This is a genomic window from Renibacterium salmoninarum ATCC 33209 (assembly GCF_000018885.1).
Classification (GTDB): domain Bacteria; phylum Actinomycetota; class Actinomycetes; order Actinomycetales; family Micrococcaceae; genus Renibacterium; species Renibacterium salmoninarum.
In genome coordinates, this window is sequence record NC_010168.1 from 2468676 (window position 1) to 2485743 (window position 17068).

The window sequence follows — 17068 nt, forward strand, 5'->3', positions numbered from 1 at the left end:
GCCAGCATCAGAGCGGTGCGAGCATCTCTTGACGGCGGTCCCAGTCTTTGGTCCAACCCAGCTCGTCAAAAAGCTTGTTCAAAATACTACCGGTAAATCCCCAGACAACAGCATCTTGCACTAGGAACGCCGGGCTGCGGAACGTGCTTTTGCCACGACTTACCGTCGCCATCTTGCGCAGATCAGGATCAAGCAACTCACTAACCGGCGCACGGAAAACTCGGGCAGACTCAGCAAGATCCACCGCAAAAACGGGCGACGGCGCAGCCCACCAAGCCAGCACCGGCGTCACCATGAAATGACTCACCGGCAACCTCGTCTGCGGTAGCTGACCAAGAATTTCGACGCCGGCCGGGTCAAGACCAGTTTCTTCGACAGCCTCACGGATGGCGGCAGCCACGACGTCGACGTCGTGCGGCTCCACCCCGCCGCCTGGAAAACCAAGCTGGCCCGGATGATCTTCTAAAGTCGTGGCTCGTTCGACCAAAAGCACATCGCAGTCTTCTGGTGCGCTCAACCGCCCCTGCTCACCAGAGTGACCCTCGCGGTTTCCAAACAGGATCAGCACCGCAGCTTGCCGAGCAGTTTCGGGATTGATACTCATATCTCGAATTTCGTCGCGCATCGCGGAAACTTGTCCTGCTGCAGACTTGGTTGCTAGCGCTTTGAGCTGCTGATACGCGTTCTGATTCTGATTCACGTAGGTGTAACGCTCCGATCGGCCAAAAGCTGCCGCTGAGATTCTTGTCGCAACTCTGCCGCGGCACCAACGTCGGCCAACATCGCCGCTAAAAGTGTCTCCTGACCTGGAGCTAGCTCATATTTGAGCAGCTTCTTGGCCTTTTCCGGATCCGTCTCACCCATGCCATACGAGGGGCAAAGTGAAGCGACGGTGCAAGCGCCACAAGCCGGCTTGCGCGAGTGGCACACTCTCCTGCCATGAAAGACCACACGATGTGAAAGCATCGTCCAATCAACAGGCTCAATCAGCTCGCCCACGTCAGATTCCACCACACCCGGATCTTCCGAGTCGGTCCAGCCGAATCGACGCGCTAAGCGGCCAAAATGCGTATCAACGGTAATCCCAGGAATCCCAAAGGCGTTCCCCAACACCACATTGGCGGTTTTGCGGCCCACACCCGGCAACGTGATTAATTCGTCGAGGGTTCCAGGGACCACGCCGTCGTACTCATCAACAATCCTATTCGCCAACCCGATCAGCGACTTTGCCTTCGCCCGGAAGAATCCAGTGGGCCGAATAATTTCCTCAAGCTCCAAAGATTCCGCCTGCGACAAGGAGACCGGGTCCGGGTAACGCCGAAACAGCATCGGACTAATCTGATTGACCCGGACGTCGGTAGTCTGCGCTGAAAGCACCGTGGCAACCAACAGCTCGAACGGATTCCGAAAATCTAGCTCCGCATGAGCATACGGATAGGATTCGGCCAGAATCCGATTAATTTTGCGCGCACGCGGTTTAAGGGCGAGCTGCGATTCAGCCATTTTCGGGAGCACGCTCAATGTTGCTCAAATCGCGCAGAACGCCGACTCTTCCGTCCGAATTTTGCACAATAAAATTGTGCCCACGGTCCTGCAACGCCAAGAACCAAACCCCTGGCTCGATGTTGAAAAGGAATCCACCGGTGTGCTCGTCCAGGCATGAATCGCCCCGGTGTGTCCGGAGGGTTTCTCAGACGATGAGCCTGTCGGCGGCTGCCGTGCTCTGGTAGTGATTGTAGTAGTGGTTTTCTAGCTCTACTGGTGGGATGTCTCCGCAGTACTGGTAGAGCCTTCGGTGGTTGTACCAATCGACCCATTCAGCGGTGCCGATTTCGACTTCTTCTAGAGTCCGCCAGGGCTTGCCGGGTTTGATCAGCTCGGTCTTATAAAGCCCGTTGATGGTTTCCGCCAAGGCGTTGTCGTAACTATCACCCACAGAACCGATCGAGGGGCGGATACCGGCCTGGGCCAGGCGTTCGGTGAAGGCCAAGGAGGCGTATTGAGCCCCGGCATCGTGATGATGAATCACCCCGGAAATCTCAGCCCCGGCCCGTTCACGACTCCAGATTGCCTGATTAACTGCGTTGAGCACTAGCACGGTGTTCATAGAAGCACTCGCTGACCAGCCCAGGATCCTCCGAGAGTAAGCATCGATCACGAAGGCAACATAGACCCACCCGGACCAGGTCGAAACATAGGTGAAATCATCTACCCATAGCCGATCCGGTGCCGTTGGTGTGAAATCACGGCGGACCAAGTCCTTCGCTCGGGCCGCCTTCGAGTCTTTGATCGTGGTGCGTTTGACCTTGCCACGGACCGCACCCTGTATGCCAAGTAACCCCATGAGCCGTTCTACCGTGCACCTGGCCACCGGCACACCTTCACGGTTCATCGCCAACCAGACTTTCCTGGTGCCGTAAACCCCGTAATTAGCGGCATACACCTTCTGGATCACGGGCTTGAGCACCTCATCACGTTGTTCTCGGTGAGATCGTGTTTTATCCACCCATTCGTAGTACGTGGACGGGGTGGTCTTCACCCCGTCCCAGTAAGCACCTGGCAGATCGACTCGACACCCCACCGCAATCCATTATTCTCGCGGTGACCGGCATGGTCCTTGATGTATTTCACGATCAGTGTTGTGGCGGTCGAGTTCGACCGCGAAAAAAGCTGAAGCACTCCGAAGGATCGCGTTCGCCCGTTTCAGCTCGGCCGATTCCGTGCTCGTTGTTCCAGTTCTAGTACCAACATCGATCTCGGCTTGCCGGACCCATTTACGCACCGTTTCCGGCACACCCACACCCAAAAGCTGGGCAACTTTTTGCATCGCCGCCCACTCCGAAGATGCACCCTCCATCTCCGCCACCATGCGCACCGTACGATCCTTCAACTCCTGCGGATACCGTGTCGTAGTTTTCCCTGCCATGTCCTGATCCTCTCAAACAAGAAAGTCTCCGGACACACCGGGGCGATTCAGCTCCGGTGCCGCGGCGAAGGACGGCGGCGGCGCTACGGCCGGGGCCACCTGCTCTGGTTGCTCGGGCTGGCCCGAAATTGTCTCAGCCACAGGCGACTCCGTTTGCTGGTCGAAGACAATTGGCTGCTCGGCTTGTCCAGCAGGATCTTCTTCGTTCGACGCCTCCGACGCCTCCGGTGTCTCCGGCGCTTCCGATTCAGCAAATGTTGACGCGACTACATCAACTTGCTCGACCGGGGCCGGGTGCAAATTTTCCGCCGGAACGGCGCTGCCAGCTCCTATCGCGGCAATTGCTGGCACAACAACTGGCGCTGCACCGAAGAATGGTAGCCATTTTGCAGCAACGGTCGCGGCGAGCAAGCCCAGAGCGCCAATAAAGGAAATCAGAAAGCCAACTTTGAAGCCGCCAACAACCAACAAGAAGAAATAACCCGCGGCAAAGGAGGCCACAACCGAAGCAAATTGGTCCTGCGTGAGCATACCCACCCGAAGCTCATCCAACTTATTGAGCCGACGAACCAAGAACGTCCCGGCGACGATCAACAGCAGCAGAATGCCGATAATCAGGAAGTAGATACCTGAGGTGTTCCAAAAATTTCCGGCACCATTCGTGGTTACCGGGATGACCGAGCCGATAAGCATCAGCAACACAGAGCCGAAAATTACCAATTCACGCAGGTTAAACGGCCCTAAGACCGATCCGCCGCGCTGGCCAATCGGGCCACCATGCGCACCCAAATTCGTTGCCTGTGTCACCGTGCCAACCACCGTAGTGGGCTGGATGTTGCTCACGTTCTCTCCTCGCCGGCCCCCAATAGAGTCCGATTCTCGGTGAATATCCCCACCTGAGAATAATGAACGAGACTCCACAACCAAAGTCAATCCGCGCAAAATCCGGGTTTTATCTGCGCATTGTTGGGTATCTTGATGCATTTGAGCGCACAAATGTGACCGCTGAGCGCGCTGCCTGACGTCAAATTGTGAGCTGGCGCACGCATTTTGGGCACCGCGCGCTAGGGTAGGAATCAATCCGAAATATCGCGTGGTGTTCGCCACGAACAGGGACCGCAAAGGAAAAAGAATGCCCGAAAATGAAGCCGGCGAAGCTCTCGAAAACCTGTTGCATGAGAACCGTAAGTTCCCGCCGAGCACAGAATTCGCCGCCAACGCGGTAGCAAAAGCTTCACTCTACGAAGAGGCCGCAGCGGACAGGCTCGGGTTCTGGGCAAAACAGTCTCGCGAGCTACTCAGCTGGGGCAAGGACTTCGACCAGACTTTGGATTGGTCCGAGGCGCCGCTGGCTAAATGGTTTGTTGGCGGTGAGATCAACGTCGCCTACAACGCCTTGGACCGTCACGTCGAAGCCGGCAACGGCGAGCGAGTGGCAATCTATTGGGAGGGCGAGCCGGGCGACACCCGCGAATTCACCTATGCGCAGCTCACCGAAGAGGTCAAAAAGCAGCGAATGCCTTTGAAACACTTGGTCTGGCCAAAGGCGACCGGGTAGCGATCTACTTGCCGATGGTTCCAGAAGCTGTCATTTCCATGCTTGCTTGCGCTCGAATTGGCGCTATTCACTCAGTGGTATTCGGCGGTTTCTCTGCCGACGCGCTGCGCAACCGCATCGACGACGCCGAGGCGAAGCTCGTGGTCACCGCCGATGGCACCTATCGCCGGGGCGCGCCGAGCTCGCTCAAACCGGCCGTTGACGCTGACCTTGAGGAGCCCGGGCACACGGTGCAACACGTCGTCGTTGTGGTCAAACGCAATGGCGAACCGGTGGCATGGCCCGAAGGCCGCGATGTTTGGTGGTCAGATTCAGTCGGCACGGCCAGCGCAGAACACCAAGCAGCGCTGCACGACTCTGAGCACCCGCGGTTTATCCTTTACACCTCTGGAACTACCGGTAAGCCCAAAGGCATCCTGCACACCACCGGTGGCTATTTGACGCAGACTGCGTACTGACACAAGAACGTCTTTGATTTGCGCCCGGAATCAGATGTCTATTGGTGTGCCGCTGATATTGACTGGGTTACCGGCCGCAGCTACATTGCTTATGCTCCGCTAATCAATGGAGCTTCGATTGTGATGTACGAAGGCACCCCGGATACTCCGCATTAGGGTCGCTGGTGGGAAATCATCGAGAAATACAAAGTGACGATCCTGTACGCCGTGCCAACGGCAATCCGCACTTTCATGAAGTGGGGCCGAGATATTCCCGCTAAGTACGATCTGAGTTCACTCAAGGTGCTCGGTTCGGTCGGCGAGCCAATAAACCCAGAAGCTTGGATTTGGTACCGCGAAATCATTGGTGGCGGCAAGACCCCGATCGTGGACACTTGGTGGCAGACCGAGACCGGCGGCATGATGATTTCGCCGTTGCCAGGTGTAACAGCGACGAAACCCGGCTCAGCTCAGGTTGCACTGCCTGGCATTGAAGTGGACGTTGTTGACGATCTAGGCGTGCCGGTAGGCAACGGGCAAGGTGGTTACCTTGTGGTGAAGTCGCCGTGGCCCTCGATGCTCCGCGGCATCTGGGGCGATCCGGAACGGTACAAGGACACCTACTGGAGCCGTTTCGACAATATGTACTTCGCCGGCGATGGGGCCAAAAAGGACGACGACAGCGACATCTGGTTGCTCGGCCGGGTGGACGATGTGATGAACGTGTCTGGGCGCCGCCTGTCCACCACCGAAATCGAATCCGCTTTGGTGAGCCATCCCTCGGTGGCCGAGGCCGCCGTCGTCGGTGCTGCGGATGAGACTACCGGTCAGGCGGTAGCGGCCTTCGTGATCTTGCGCGGATCCGCGGTGGATGATCCCGACGTCGAACAGACCCTGCGCAATCACGTAGGTAAGGAAATCGGCCCGATTGCGAAGCCCAAGCGGATCTTAGTGGTTCCGGAGCTGCCCAAGACCCGCTCGGGCAAGATTATGCGTCGATTGCTCAAGGACATCGCTGAGGGCCGTGACGCAGGAGACGCAACGACCCTCGCGGACGCTGGGATCATGCAGCTCATTTCGGACAGCCTCAAGAAGTAGCACCTCTAACGCACTTGGGCGCAGTTGCGCCGGGTATTCATGATGAATACCCGGCTCAACTGCGCCCAAGTGGATTCGGTTTGCGTGAATTGTGATTCAGGACGCTAATCGTCCGCAATTAGTTGTAGAGTTTGAGTATGACTATCGCACGGATTCCCCAGGTGGTTCTTGACTGCCCAGACCCGCGAATTCTCGCTGAGTTTTATGGCGCACTATTAGATTGGAAAGTCACCGACGAGGGCGATTGGTATACCGTTCGCGCTGACTACGGCGATGCCCTACATTTCCAGCAAGTTAGTGACTTTGCGCCACCGCAGTGGCCCGGCCAGGCCAGACCGCAGCAAATACACCTCGATTTCACTGTAGATGACCTCGACGCCGCAGAAGCCGCGACGCTAGAGCTCGGTGCTACCAAGCATGAGTATCAGCCGGGTAGCTCGTTTCGGGTTTTCTTAGACCCGGCAGGTCACCCATTCTGCCTCTGCCTAGACTAAAACCCGGCGGGTCAAAGACTTACAACACGATTTCCCGGCCTAGCTCGGCGGATTCGTAGATCGCCGCAATGATCTTCATCAGTTCCAGCCCATGCGCGGCCGGGGCTGCCTCAGCAACCTCACCCCGCACGGTCGCCAGGAAGTAGTCAATTTCCTTCCGATAACCCACAGGATCGAAGCTCAAGGAATCTATCACCGGGGTAATGTCCACCAAAGTGTCGTGTTTCGCGGTGAAAATCTTCAGCGCGGGCTCAAGGGTTGCGCCACCATTCTCGCCGAAAACCTGGACCTTCACCTCGTCCGCTCCGTGCAGTGAATAGCTGGTGTCAAAGTGGATCACGGCACCATTTTCGAAGGTCACCAAGGCCGAGGCCAGGTCTTCCACCGAGTTCTGTTCTGGGTCATAGTCCGCCGAAAGGTACCGGCTCAAATTCTTGATATTGGCCCGGTTGCCCAGCTTGTGGAACACCGCACCAGAAACGCGGGAAACCTTGGGGCAACCCATAAAATACCAGCAGATATCCAAGAAATGCACGCCCAAATCGGTCAGCGGCCCGCCACCGGACTTTGACTTATCCGCGAACCACCCACCGGGGTTGCCCGCACGACGTAAGCAGGACGCTTTCGCGTAGTAAATTGGCCCGAGTTCGCCGGCATCAATGAACTGCTTGAGCACCGTTGCATTGGGCGAGAATCGCCGCACATAAGCCACCTGAAGTTTGCCTGTCGAAGCATCTGCCACCGCAGCAACTTCCTCAGCCTGCGCTAGCGTCGCCGTCATCGGTTTTTCAATCAGCACATGCTTGCCTGCTCGCAAAGCAGCAATGACTAATTCAGCGTGCGTATCGTTCCGCGTGCAGATGCTCACCGCATCGATCTCCGGATCGGCAAAGATCTCCGCCGGATCGGTCACCGCACGGGCGCCGTATTGCTCAGCACGTTCTGCGGCCCGCGGCGCAAAAATATCGCAGACAGCGACCAACTCAGCTTCGGGCGAATCCAGGTAAGCCTTCAAATGCTCGTCAGCAATGGTGCCCAGCCCGACGACGGCGACGCGTACCGCCGCGCTCATGCTGAGACCTCCGAATCTGAGACCTCGGCGAGCAGCCGGCGGGCGTTCGTCAAAGCCTGTTCGCAAGCGCTCAGACAATCTTGCGCACCTTCGTACTCAATCGACAGCGCCCCCGAGAAGCCTGCCTCCTGCACCGTCCAAAGAATCCGGGACAAATCCAAGTCGCCAAAGCCCAAAACGGAGCCCTGAATAAAGTTTCCGGCGATGGTTTCCAGCCAGCCTTCGCCCGGGAAATTCTCGCGAATGAAGAAATCTTTGAGATGCACCACCGAAGCCTGCGGGGCCAGTTTCGCAACGGCCGCATACGGTGAGTCATCGACGCAAAGAAAATTTTCGACGTCGAGCGTGGTCTTGAAATTCTCCCGATCCACCAGGTACAACAGCCGCGCAATCCGCTCACTATGGTTGATGAAGAAGCCGTGATTTTCCACTGATGTGGTGATGCCTAAACCAGCTGCATAGTCAGCGATTTGCTGGCAGGCTGGCACAATCGCGGTCAAAACCGATTCGAGTTCCGCTTGCGAAGACTCACGCCAAGCCCATTCGACCACGTCGTGCCGGAAGAACTTTGTGCCAAGCGCCGCCGCAATGTCTACCTGGCCGCACACCCGTTGCACCTCAGCGGCAACATCGCCTTACCGGAAGTCGGCAGCGACCACGTAGTTGAGAATGGGCAAACCCAATGACTCAGCGTGCGCACGGACTGCCGCCGCAGACTCAACGGTTAGCGGCTCAATCAGACCCGCTTCGGAAATTTCGATATGTGCAGCATCTCGCTCGGCCGCCCAACTGAGCACTCCCGGCAGATCAAGCCGACCGTCGGCCATAGCGCCAGCAAAACTGTACGAGCTGAACCCGATCTTCATAAAGCTCCTTTGCGATTCAAAATAGTTTTATACGAGCATATTGGCGCACATGAGTGACTGTCAGCACCGGAATTTTATTCGTCAACGAAGAAACTCTCGGATCAACCACCCAAGCCCTAGCGCAGCCTATGCTGGCAGGCGTGAACTCACTGTCTGCTACACCGCAAGAACGGCCCAGAATCGCCATTGCTGGTATTGCTCTTGAAGCCAGCACCTATTCGCCCGCCCGCACGCCAGAAAGCGGATTTGTTCGGCGAAGAGGTCAAGAAATCCTGGACTATTACGACTTCTTTGCCCCGGGCGCGCCCATCAGAGAAGCAGCCGATTGGCTTCCGCTGCTGCATTATCGGGCGATTCCGGGCGGTGCGGTGCCACTAGCAGAGTACGAAAACATGAAAGCCGCAATATGCGCCGCCGTTCAAGAAGTTCTGATCGACGGCCCCCTAGACGGCTTTTACTTCGATATCCACGGTGCGATGAGCGTTGTTGACCTCGATGACCCCGAGGGTGATCTGATCCTAGCGCTGCGCAAACTCACTGGCCCAGAAACGGTGTTTGCCTCCGGCATGGATCTACACGGTAATGTCTCGCAAACACTGGCCTGGCAGCTGGACGTACCAAACTGCTATCGGATGGCCCCACATAAAGACTGGCTAGAGACCAAAGAACGCACTGCGAGCAATCTGCTCCCAGTCATCGCCAGCGGCAAACGTCCGCTCAAAGCCTGGGTTCCGGTGCCAATTTTGTTGCCGGGCGAGAAAACTAGCACTCGTGACGCACCAGCAAAGAGCCTGTACCAGCGAGTGGCGCAGGTAGCCCAGTTGGACGGCGTGCTCGACGCCGGGCTATGGATAGGTTACGCCTGGGCTGATGAGCCGCGCAATCATGCGGTGGTCATGACCACCGGCAGCGATTGGCAGCAGATCTGCACCGAAGCCGAAGGCATCGCGGCGCAAATGTGGAGTCAACGCGCTGATTTCCAGTTCGTGGCACCAGCCGGATCCCTCGAAGAATGCCTGGATACGGCGTTGAGCAGCACCGCGCGGCCATACTTCCTCAGTGATTCCGGTGATAATCCGACGGCGGGCGGCGCGGGCGATGTGACCTGGACGCTAGCACGCCTACTAGATACAACGCAGCCAGGCGGCCGCCGAGAAACCCAGCTCGCGGGCAAAACCATCATCTATGCATCGATTCCAGACGACCAGGGTGCGAAGTATTGTCAGCAGGCTGGCGTCGGCGCTGAAGTTGCCGTCACCATTGGCGCCCGGGTTGACGACGGGCCGGAGCCCCCCGCGACGGTGACCGGCGTCGTGCGACACGTTTGCGATACCGATCCGGTGGCCGGCGTCGAAATTGTCTTGCAGGCTGGACCGCTGCATATTCTGCTGACCGAACGGCGCAAGCCCTACCACTTATAAGAAGACTTCACCCGAAACGGTTTAAATCCACGCGAAGCCGATCTAGTTCTCGTGAAAATCGGCTATCTAGAGCCTGAACTCTTCGACATGGCCGCCGGCTGGATGCTGGCCCTCACCCCCGGCGGCGTCGATCAAGACTTACAGCGCCTAGGCCATCATCGGATCCTCCGACCGATGTTCCCTTACGACGACAACTTCCTTCCGGACCTCTCAGCACGCCAAATACCAGCCTCCAATGCAAGCTGGCCAGCAGCGACCGAAGAGGAAACTTCGGCACCGAACTAACCAATTGCTATTCCGCCCGGCCTCCGCCCTGTGGTTCTCTTCGATATCAAGTCAGCAACAGGTCGAGAGCCGAGGAGCCCACTATGGAAAATATGTCCCGTCGCGGTTTATTGGGATTGGGCGGCACCCTAGGCGCTGCCGCATTGTTGAGTGCTTGCGGCGGTGGAAGCGGGGGCGATGCGAGTAACGACTCCACCTCCACACCCGCCAAGCTGCGAGTCTGGTTCATGAAGGACTCGGTTTCAGACCAGGCACAAAAATGGCTTACCGATGCATTTGCGAAAAAATTCCCCGGCTCCTCTCTGGTCATTGAACAGCAGGACTGGGACGGCATCGTGCCGAAGCTGCAGACGGCTCTAGCGAGCGCCGAATCAACACCAGATCTCATTGAGCTAGGCAACACCCAAGCACCGACATTTTGCGCGGTGGGTGCGCTGGCGGATTTGACCGATATGAAGGACCAGCTTGGCGGCAAAGACCTCACGCAGTCGCTGGTTGATCTGGGTAGCTTCAACGGCAAGATGTTCGCTGCCCCGTTCTACGCTGGCAGCCGGATTTTCATTTACCGCAAAGATTTCTTTGAGCAAGCCGGCATTACCGTCCCCCAAACTTTGGACGAGCTGACACAGGCAGCAACTAAACTGCAAGCCGCCAACCCACCGAAAAATTCGCACTTCACCGGTCTGTTCTTACCCGGCATCTCGAACCAATCTGCCTTTGCTTGGCTCTTTACCAATGGCGGTCGCCTAGCAACCCAGGACGGTAACAGCTGGAAAGGCGGCTTGTCTTCAGCCGAATCCCAAAAGGGTTTGAGCCAGTTGCAGGAAATCTGGCGGACCGGTTCAACTACCGGAAATGTGACTGATACTTCGATTTCTACCGCCCCTTACACAGCTTTCAACGCGGAAGAAACTGGAATGTTCTTCGGCTTCAATTTCCACGTCAAGAAGCTCACCCCGGAGCTGGTATAATCCGGCAAAGTAGGCTATTTTGGCTCCCCGCCCGCTACGGTTAGCGGCGAAAGCCACCCGTTCGCCGGTGGCTCAAACGTCGCTATATCCGCCAAATCCAAAAATCGCGGCTTGGCCAAAGAAGCACTCAAGCTGAGCTTCAGCAAGGAATTCCAGGAAGCTTTCGCAACCGACGGCGGCTGGGTACCAGGAAATCTCAAATATGCCAGCGCCTTGGGCAACGACGACCTGTCCAAGTTGACGGTCGACGCCGTCCGCGGCTCAGTGGGCACTCCAGCGGCAAAGAATTGGGCCTTGGTGGAAAGCGCCAAGACAATTGACGACTTCTTCGTCGCGATGGGCTCCGGCAAGGATCCGGTCAGCTTGGCGAAGACCGCGGATGAGAAGATCACCTCGATCCTGAATGGCAAATAGATGAGCTTGCGTTCTGCAGAACGGCGAAAAATCCGGCAGCTGGTGCCGCAACAACTGCACCAGCGTAAGCGGAGTAAGCTCCCGTTGCTGCTCTTACTGCCAGCGGTTGCCACAGTCGCTTTGGCGATGGGTTACCCCTTGGTCCGCCAAGTCATCATGGCGTTTCAACAGTTTTCGTTGGCGCAACAGTTTGGCGCGGAGCCGGAGTTCATCTGGTTTGGTAATTTCATCACGGTGCTCACCGACTCGGCTTTTTGGCTGGTGTTGGCCCGGTCGTTACTGTTCTGCCTAGTTTGCGCCACGGTGACCATGCTGGTTGGTGTGGGCGGCGCTGTGCTGCTCACCAAACTCTCCCGACCAGTTTCCGTGCTGGTGCAATCCGTCATGTTGCTGGCTTGGGCTTTGCCGGTACTGTCCTCGTTGCAGGTCTTCCAACGTATTTTCGACGCCCGTTCGGGGGTTGTTGATTGGGTACTCACCAAATTGGGCTTCAGCGGGATGGAGAATTTCAATTGGTTTTCAAACCCCTTGACCTTCTTCATCATGGCGGGGTTGTTGGTGATCTGGATGAGCGTTCCGCTGGTGCTGTTCATGGTCTACGCCTCGATTACGCAGATCGACGAGTCAATGCTCGAAGCTTCGACAATCGACGGCGCCAATGGCTGGAAGCAGTTTCGCGAAATCACCGTGCCAACCATTGCGCCGGTTTTGCTACTAGTGGGCATTCTGCAAGTGATCTGGGATCTGCGCGTTTTCACCCAGATCTATATCTTGCAAAAAAGTAGCGGAATTACCGACCAAACCAACGTACTAGGCACTTACATCTACCAAGTTGGACTGGCCGGCGGTGACTACGGTGTTGCCTCGGCTACGGCCCTGATCATGCTGCTGATACCGCTCCTGCTGACCTGGCGTTACGTCCGACTCGTGATCAAACAAGGAGACCTCTGATGGCCCGCAAAGCGCCGTTGTCCCGGCGGATCAGTCTGAACACACTCGGCGTCGTCTTCGCGCTGCTCTGGGTGTTCCCGGTCTATTGGCTAGTTAGCAGCGCCTTCTCCCCCGAGTCCGCGCTACAGTCTCGGACGCCGTCGTTCTTTCCGGTGCCCTTCACACTGGAACACTTTCAATCGATTCTTGCCGACGGCGCCTTCTACTCAGCGTTACGCATGAGCTTTTTCACCGCGCTCTTGGTAGTCCTAGCCGCGATTGTCTTCGCCTTCTTTGCCTCGTTGGCTTTGAGCCGGTTCCGATTCCGTGGCCGGCGCGCGCTGATCGTCTCGGTGTTGGTCATCCAGATGATTCCGGCCGAAGCGCTGTTTATTTCGCAGTACAAGATGATCGACGGCTGGCACCTACTCAACTCAATCTTGGGCTTGAGCATCCTCTACGTCGGCGCCTCGCTGCCCTTCACCATCTGGATGTTGAAAGGTTTTGTTGACGGTATTCCGGTGGAACTTGAGGAGGCCGCCATGATTGACGGCTGTAGTCGAATGGGTGCCTTCTTCCGCGTGAACTTCCCGCTTTTGGGTTCGGGAATTGTTGCTTCCTCGATCTTCGCGTTTTTGGCGTCCTGGAATGAATACACACTGTCTTTGGTGCTACTCAGCAGCGACAACGCGAAGACATTGCCCCTGTGGATGCAGGGCTTTAGTACCCAGCTGGCAGGCACAAACTGGGGCGGAGTCATGGCCGATTCAACGTTAATGGCGGTGCCGGTCATCATCTTGTTCGCGATCGTCCAAAAGCGGATGGCCCAAGGTCTTGTGGCAGGAGCCGTCAAAGGGTGAATGAAGCAACTTCCCGGTCCTTTGGGGCCGGGGCGCGCGTTATTGCGCTCGATATTGGCGCGAGTTCAGTCAAATTTGCACTCATTGACGAGTCAGGCCAGTTAGGTGGAACCGGGGTTGAGGAGCTCGTCCTGAACCAACAGCGGCTAGCTGCGAGTCAATTGGCGCAACTAATTCGCACCCAGTTCGACGGCGGCCCACCCGCGGCTGTAGGCGTGACCGCGCCCGGCATCGTGGACGCCTCGACCGGCGTAGTGCGGCATTCTGCAAATCTTGATTGGCAGAACTTCGCCCTTGGCGATGAGCTCTCCGAGCTACTCGATATTCCGGTAGTGGTCAGTCATGATGCGTATTCGGCCGGCGTCGCTGAACACCATCTTGGTGCCGCACGCGGGGTTCAAAATGCGATCATCACCGTGCTCGGCACCGGAATTAGCAGTGCTCTGTGGTGGATGGTGCGATCCTTGCCGCGGGTGGTTATGCGGGCGAAATGGGCCATGGCCGCATCCCACCGGTGGGTAGCGCCGAGGCGATTGACTGTAGTTGCGGTGCTGCTGGTTGTTTACAGACACTCGCATCCGCAAGTGGGCTGATTGCAGGTTATGCGCGGCGAAGCGGGCAAACGTTGCCGAACGCACAGCGGGTTTTCGAAGCCGCCGCGTCCGGAGATCCAGCTGCTGCAGAAACCATCGCGGCTGGCATTGATGCCTTGGCTCTCTCCTTAGCGCAGTGCGTAGCTCTGCTTGGGCCCGAGGTGATTGTGCTTGGCGGCGGAATGGCCCAAGCTGGGCCAGCGCTCTTTGACCCATTGGCCCGCACTGTGGATAGTTTGCTCAGCTTCCATCGACGTCCCCGATTAGTCAAAGCTGAGCTGGGTCGGTGGGCTGGCACCTTCGGTGCGGCCTTGGCAGCACGAGCCGCTCTCGGTTCTATGACGGGCGATTCTTCGGAAACCAGCAAAAACACACTAACCTTCTGATACTTCTCCAAGAGAAAATGCAGGGTGCTAACACTATGGGGTACCGTCCGTCGTACGCCAAACACACACGTAAATCCGGACCTAAAGATGGTGGCGCTTTCCGAGTTCTCATCAGCGATCCTTTCGCTGATTGCGAGCAACCCGGCCAGCTCTCGTGCCGATTTGGCGCGCAAACTCAATTTGGCGCCGTCGACCATCACACAACGGATTAACGAATTGATTGAGGCAGGTTTGATCGCTGAATCTGGTGCCGGCGGGCATACCGGCGGCCGACGCCCAACGCTTTTGAGCCTGGTTGCCGACGCTGGTTGCATTTTGGCGGCTGATTTGGGTGCCGCGCATGCCTGGGTTGGCCGGCTAAATATGTCTTGCGCGCTGCTGGACTCATCGCTGATCAGCATCGATATTTCGGCCGGCCCCGAAGCAGTTTTACCGATCATTTCCGAGGCAATGCGCTCCTTGATCGAAGATGACACGCCACCGCTGCGCGGGGTTGGCTTAGCGCTGCCTGGCCCCGTGGATTTCACCCGCGGCATGGTTGATTCGCCTTCTCGAATGCGCGGCTGGCACCAGTATCCGGTGCGTGATTGGCTCAGCCGAGAATTCGACACCGCGGCAAGCGTGGACAATGACGCAAATATGATGGCTTTGGGTGAGTATTCACTGCGTCAGCGGCAAAACCCAGACACCAAAAATCGCACAGATACTTTGTTTCTGAAAGCCGGCGCCGCAATAGGTTGCGGACTCATCCTGCAAGGACAGTTGTACCGAGGCGCTTCTGGAACGTCCGGCGATATTGCCCATGTCCAAGTGAGCGCCGCGGGCGAATTGCCCTGCGCCTGTGGCCACCGCGGTTGCTTGGAAACGGTAGCGAGCGGCACCGCGATTGTCAGCCAACTGATTGAGGCCGGGGTCGAGGTCAAAGACCTGGCCGACGTGATCCGCTTTGCTCTTAATGGTGACACTCAAACCACAACGCGGTTGCGAGCGGCGGGTCGGTTGTTAGGCCAAACGCTCAGTACGGTGGTCAATTTCATCAATCCGTCGTTGGTCGTTCTAGGCGGCGGGCTATCCCAGGTGGAGCCGTATGTAGCGGCGATCAGGTCGCAACTATACGCAGGCTGCCACCCGCTCGCTGCCAAGAATCTGTTGATCGAGCCGTCGCAGGCCGGTTCGCAAGCCGGGTTGTTGGGTGCTGGCCAGCAATGTTTGCGGGCAGTCCTAGCGCAAGGTTGAATCCACAGCGCAAACATAGCTATTCTTATATTTAGATATGTATATTTATAAATATAAGAATATAAGGAGTGCAACTCATGAAGTGCCCCAAATGCGGCGAGACAATGCGCAGCTACGAACGCAATGGTGTGATGATCGATCAATGTGAAGGTTGCCGCGGCATCTTCCTCGATCGCGGCGAACTCGAGCAACTCATGGATGCCGAGTCCCGTTTTGGCTCGGCGCAGCAAGGTCAAAAAAATCAAGGCTTCGGCGGTGGGTACGGCGGTTTTTCCGGCGGGCACAGCGGTGGGCGCGGAAATAAAGGCGGCGGCCACGGCAACAATTCTGGCGGTCACGGCAACAACGGGAACAATGGCCGACGGTGAGGGTTTCTTGGCGGACTTTTTGACTAGGTAGCAGCTCAGCCACCACACGCTTCGAAAGGACCCCGCTGCACCAATGAACGATCCGGGAATAGACGGACCAGTCTGGCTACCTCTTGCACCGCCAAGTATTGCGGAGTATCTGGCCCCAAATCTGCAGCCCATCCCACTGATACCGACCATCGCAGCCCTAGCCGGCGCCCTTTACCTGGCTGGGGCTATTCGGCTGTGGCGGCAAGGGCGCAGCTGGCCGATTGCGCCAACGATCGCCTTCCTGACCGGCTGTCTGACGATCGTCGTCGTGATGGGTGCCGGCATTGAAGGCTATGGCCTGCGAATGTTCTCGATCTTCATGTTTCAGCAGCTGACGCTAATGATGGCAGTGCCACCACTTCTTGTCTTTGGCTCCCCTGGCAGGCTGTTGCTTCACGCAATGCCGCACCGCGGGCTTGGCCGCTACGTTTTGAAACTCGCAATCGGCGGCCTCAGGTCCCGCTGGGGTGCATTCGCGCTGCACCCCGCCGTTATGATTCCGCTGTTTCTACTGAGCTTTTACGGTTTGTATTTTTCGGGGATTGCCGATGCGATGCTCCGCTCCTGGTACGGCCACGTAGGCCTGGAGCTGCTGTTCCTGATTTCCGGAATCCTCTTCACGGTTCCGCTAATTTCTACCGATCCGCTGCCGCGCAGACAAAGCCACCTTGGCCGAATGGTCGACGTTTTTTCGGAGATGCCGCTACACGCCTTCTTCGGCGTAGTGATCATGATGGCCACCGTGCCGATGGTGAAGTTCTTTGGCACCATGCCTGAGTCCTGGGGAATTGATCCGATGAAGGATCAGGGAGTGGCCGGTGGCCTGGCTTGGTTCTACGGCGAGTTACCCACGGTGCTGCTGTTGATGCTGATCCTCTTCCGCTGGCAACGCGACGACTCACGCACCGCGCGCGCCAAGGACCTAGCAAATCATGTCAAAGGCGGCGAACCGTCAGATCTGGAGCAATACAACGCCTATTTGAGCGACCCCGCCCGACGACGCTAGTCGCAGCAGACGCCTTCGTCCGCTCGTCGCCACTCCCCAGCTTTACCCATCCCGAAATGGGGAGAAACTAGCACACCCCAGGAACATACCCTTTGCCGCGGGGAGGAATATTCGCAT

The 17068-nt window shown here is 57.3% G+C and carries 16 protein-coding genes and 3 pseudogenes; 12 read left to right on the forward strand and 7 right to left on the reverse strand.

All coding sequences use genetic code 11. The features are described 5' to 3' along the window. Window positions 1-7 precede the first annotated feature (7 nt). The 4 genes and pseudogenes from RSAL33209_RS12210 to RSAL33209_RS12230 all read right to left on the reverse strand — a co-directional run bounded on the left by RSAL33209_RS12210 (window position 8) and on the right by RSAL33209_RS12230 (window position 3769). Window positions 8-700: an NUDIX hydrolase gene (locus RSAL33209_RS12210; RefSeq protein WP_012246139.1), complete on the reverse strand. Its 693-nt coding sequence runs from the start codon at window positions 698-700 to the stop codon at window positions 8-10. Further along, complete coding sequence (gene nth, locus RSAL33209_RS12215) at window positions 697-1503, reverse strand: endonuclease III (RefSeq protein WP_041684776.1); 807 nt, start codon at window positions 1501-1503, stop codon at window positions 697-699. The genes RSAL33209_RS12210 and nth overlap by 4 nt, the downstream gene beginning before the upstream one ends. A 187-nt stretch (window positions 1504-1690) precedes the next feature. Then, window positions 1691-2926, reverse strand: a pseudogene (locus tag RSAL33209_RS12220) (IS3 family transposase). Between the two features lie 12 nt (window positions 2927-2938). Continuing rightward, entirely contained in the window at window positions 2939-3769 is an 831-nt protein-coding gene (locus RSAL33209_RS12230) for a hypothetical protein (protein WP_041684779.1), read from the reverse strand. A 289-nt stretch (window positions 3770-4058) separates the two neighbouring features. On the opposite strand from RSAL33209_RS12230, the pseudogene acs reads away from it, so the two are divergent. Then, a pseudogene (gene acs, locus RSAL33209_RS12235) lies at window positions 4059-6019 on the forward strand (acetate--CoA ligase). A 137-nt stretch (window positions 6020-6156) separates the two neighbouring features. Next, on the forward strand, window positions 6157-6513 hold the full coding sequence (locus RSAL33209_RS12240) for a VOC family protein (RefSeq protein ID WP_041684780.1): 357 nt from the start codon (window positions 6157-6159) through the stop codon (window positions 6511-6513). Window positions 6514-6532: 19 nt separating this feature from the next. Here the strand turns inward: RSAL33209_RS12240 and RSAL33209_RS12245 are convergent, their stop codons facing one another. From RSAL33209_RS12245 to RSAL33209_RS16465, 3 genes are read right to left on the reverse strand one after another with little or no spacing between them, the layout of a single operon-like run. Next, window positions 6533-7585, reverse strand: a complete 1053-nt coding sequence (locus RSAL33209_RS12245; protein WP_012246150.1) for a Gfo/Idh/MocA family protein — start codon at window positions 7583-7585, stop codon at window positions 6533-6535. Next, window positions 7582-8202, reverse strand: coding sequence for a sugar phosphate isomerase/epimerase family protein (locus RSAL33209_RS12250; protein ID WP_012246151.1), 621 nt, complete (start codon window positions 8200-8202; stop codon window positions 7582-7584). The genes RSAL33209_RS12245 and RSAL33209_RS12250 overlap by 4 nt, the downstream gene beginning before the upstream one ends. An 18-nt stretch (window positions 8203-8220) precedes the next feature. After that, complete coding sequence (locus RSAL33209_RS16465) at window positions 8221-8451, reverse strand: hypothetical protein (RefSeq protein ID WP_012246152.1); 231 nt, start codon at window positions 8449-8451, stop codon at window positions 8221-8223. Between the two features lie 140 nt (window positions 8452-8591). On the opposite strand from RSAL33209_RS16465, the pseudogene RSAL33209_RS12255 reads away from it, so the two are divergent. From RSAL33209_RS12255 to RSAL33209_RS12290, 10 genes and pseudogenes are all read left to right on the forward strand, one after another. Further along, window positions 8592-10157: pseudogene (locus RSAL33209_RS12255) on the forward strand (M81 family metallopeptidase). Between the two features lie 83 nt (window positions 10158-10240). Continuing rightward, window positions 10241-11128 carry an extracellular solute-binding protein gene (locus tag RSAL33209_RS12260; protein ID WP_012246155.1) on the forward strand — a complete coding sequence of 296 codons (888 nt, stop codon included), beginning with the start codon at window positions 10241-10243 and terminating at the stop codon, window positions 11126-11128. Window positions 11129-11239: 111 nt separating this feature from the next. Then, entirely contained in the window at window positions 11240-11542 is a 303-nt protein-coding gene (locus RSAL33209_RS16470) for a type 2 periplasmic-binding domain-containing protein (RefSeq protein WP_012246156.1), read from the forward strand. Then, window positions 11543-12493, forward strand: a complete 951-nt coding sequence (locus tag RSAL33209_RS12265; RefSeq protein ID WP_012246157.1) for a carbohydrate ABC transporter permease — start codon at window positions 11543-11545, stop codon at window positions 12491-12493. It begins immediately after the preceding gene. Next, on the forward strand, window positions 12493-13332 hold the full coding sequence (locus RSAL33209_RS12270; protein WP_012246158.1) for a carbohydrate ABC transporter permease: 840 nt from the start codon (window positions 12493-12495) through the stop codon (window positions 13330-13332). Before RSAL33209_RS12265 ends, RSAL33209_RS12270 begins: the two co-directional genes overlap by 1 nt. Further along, a complete protein-coding gene (locus RSAL33209_RS19315) occupies window positions 13329-13925 on the forward strand; it encodes an ROK family protein (RefSeq protein WP_012246159.1) in 597 nt (198 codons plus the stop codon). Before RSAL33209_RS12270 ends, RSAL33209_RS19315 begins: the two co-directional genes overlap by 4 nt. After that, window positions 13823-14311, forward strand: coding sequence for an ROK family protein (locus tag RSAL33209_RS19320; protein ID WP_080503882.1), 489 nt, complete (start codon window positions 13823-13825; stop codon window positions 14309-14311). Before RSAL33209_RS19315 ends, RSAL33209_RS19320 begins: the two co-directional genes overlap by 103 nt. 24 nt (window positions 14312-14335) lie before the next feature. Further along, the gene (locus RSAL33209_RS12280) at window positions 14336-15547 is read left to right on the forward strand and encodes an ROK family transcriptional regulator (RefSeq protein WP_012246161.1); all 1212 of its coding nucleotides are present in this window, start codon (window positions 14336-14338) and stop codon (window positions 15545-15547) included. Between the two features lie 77 nt (window positions 15548-15624). Further along, on the forward strand, window positions 15625-15915 hold the full coding sequence (locus RSAL33209_RS12285) for a TFIIB-type zinc ribbon-containing protein (protein ID WP_012246162.1): 291 nt from the start codon (window positions 15625-15627) through the stop codon (window positions 15913-15915). 73 nt (window positions 15916-15988) lie between these two features. Beyond that, window positions 15989-16951 (forward strand): cytochrome c oxidase assembly protein, encoded by a 963-nt coding sequence (locus RSAL33209_RS12290; protein ID WP_012246163.1) that lies wholly within the window; start codon window positions 15989-15991, stop codon window positions 16949-16951. Window positions 16952-17068 lie beyond the last annotated feature (117 nt).

Excerpts from the sequence above, each read along its gene's own strand:
- RSAL33209_RS12245 (WP_012246150.1), bottom strand. The coding sequence starts at position 7,585 with ATGAGCGCGGCGGTACGCGTCGCCGTCGTCGGGCTGGGCACCATTGCT.
- RSAL33209_RS19320 (WP_080503882.1), top strand. The coding sequence starts at position 13,823 with ATGGGCCATGGCCGCATCCCACCGGTGGGTAGCGCCGAGGCGATTGAC.
- RSAL33209_RS12240 (WP_041684780.1), top strand. The coding sequence starts at position 6,157 with ATGACTATCGCACGGATTCCCCAGGTGGTTCTTGACTGCCCAGACCCG.
- RSAL33209_RS12260 (WP_012246155.1), top strand. The coding sequence starts at position 10,241 with ATGGAAAATATGTCCCGTCGCGGTTTATTGGGATTGGGCGGCACCCTA.
- RSAL33209_RS16465 (WP_012246152.1), bottom strand. The coding sequence starts at position 8,451 with ATGAAGATCGGGTTCAGCTCGTACAGTTTTGCTGGCGCTATGGCCGAC.
- RSAL33209_RS12265 (WP_012246157.1), top strand. The coding sequence starts at position 11,543 with ATGAGCTTGCGTTCTGCAGAACGGCGAAAAATCCGGCAGCTGGTGCCG.
- RSAL33209_RS12290 (WP_012246163.1), top strand. The coding sequence starts at position 15,989 with ATGAACGATCCGGGAATAGACGGACCAGTCTGGCTACCTCTTGCACCG.
- RSAL33209_RS12285 (WP_012246162.1), top strand. The coding sequence starts at position 15,625 with ATGAAGTGCCCCAAATGCGGCGAGACAATGCGCAGCTACGAACGCAAT.
- RSAL33209_RS12270 (WP_012246158.1), top strand. The coding sequence starts at position 12,493 with ATGGCCCGCAAAGCGCCGTTGTCCCGGCGGATCAGTCTGAACACACTC.
- nth (WP_041684776.1), bottom strand. The coding sequence starts at position 1,503 with ATGGCTGAATCGCAGCTCGCCCTTAAACCGCGTGCGCGCAAAATTAAT.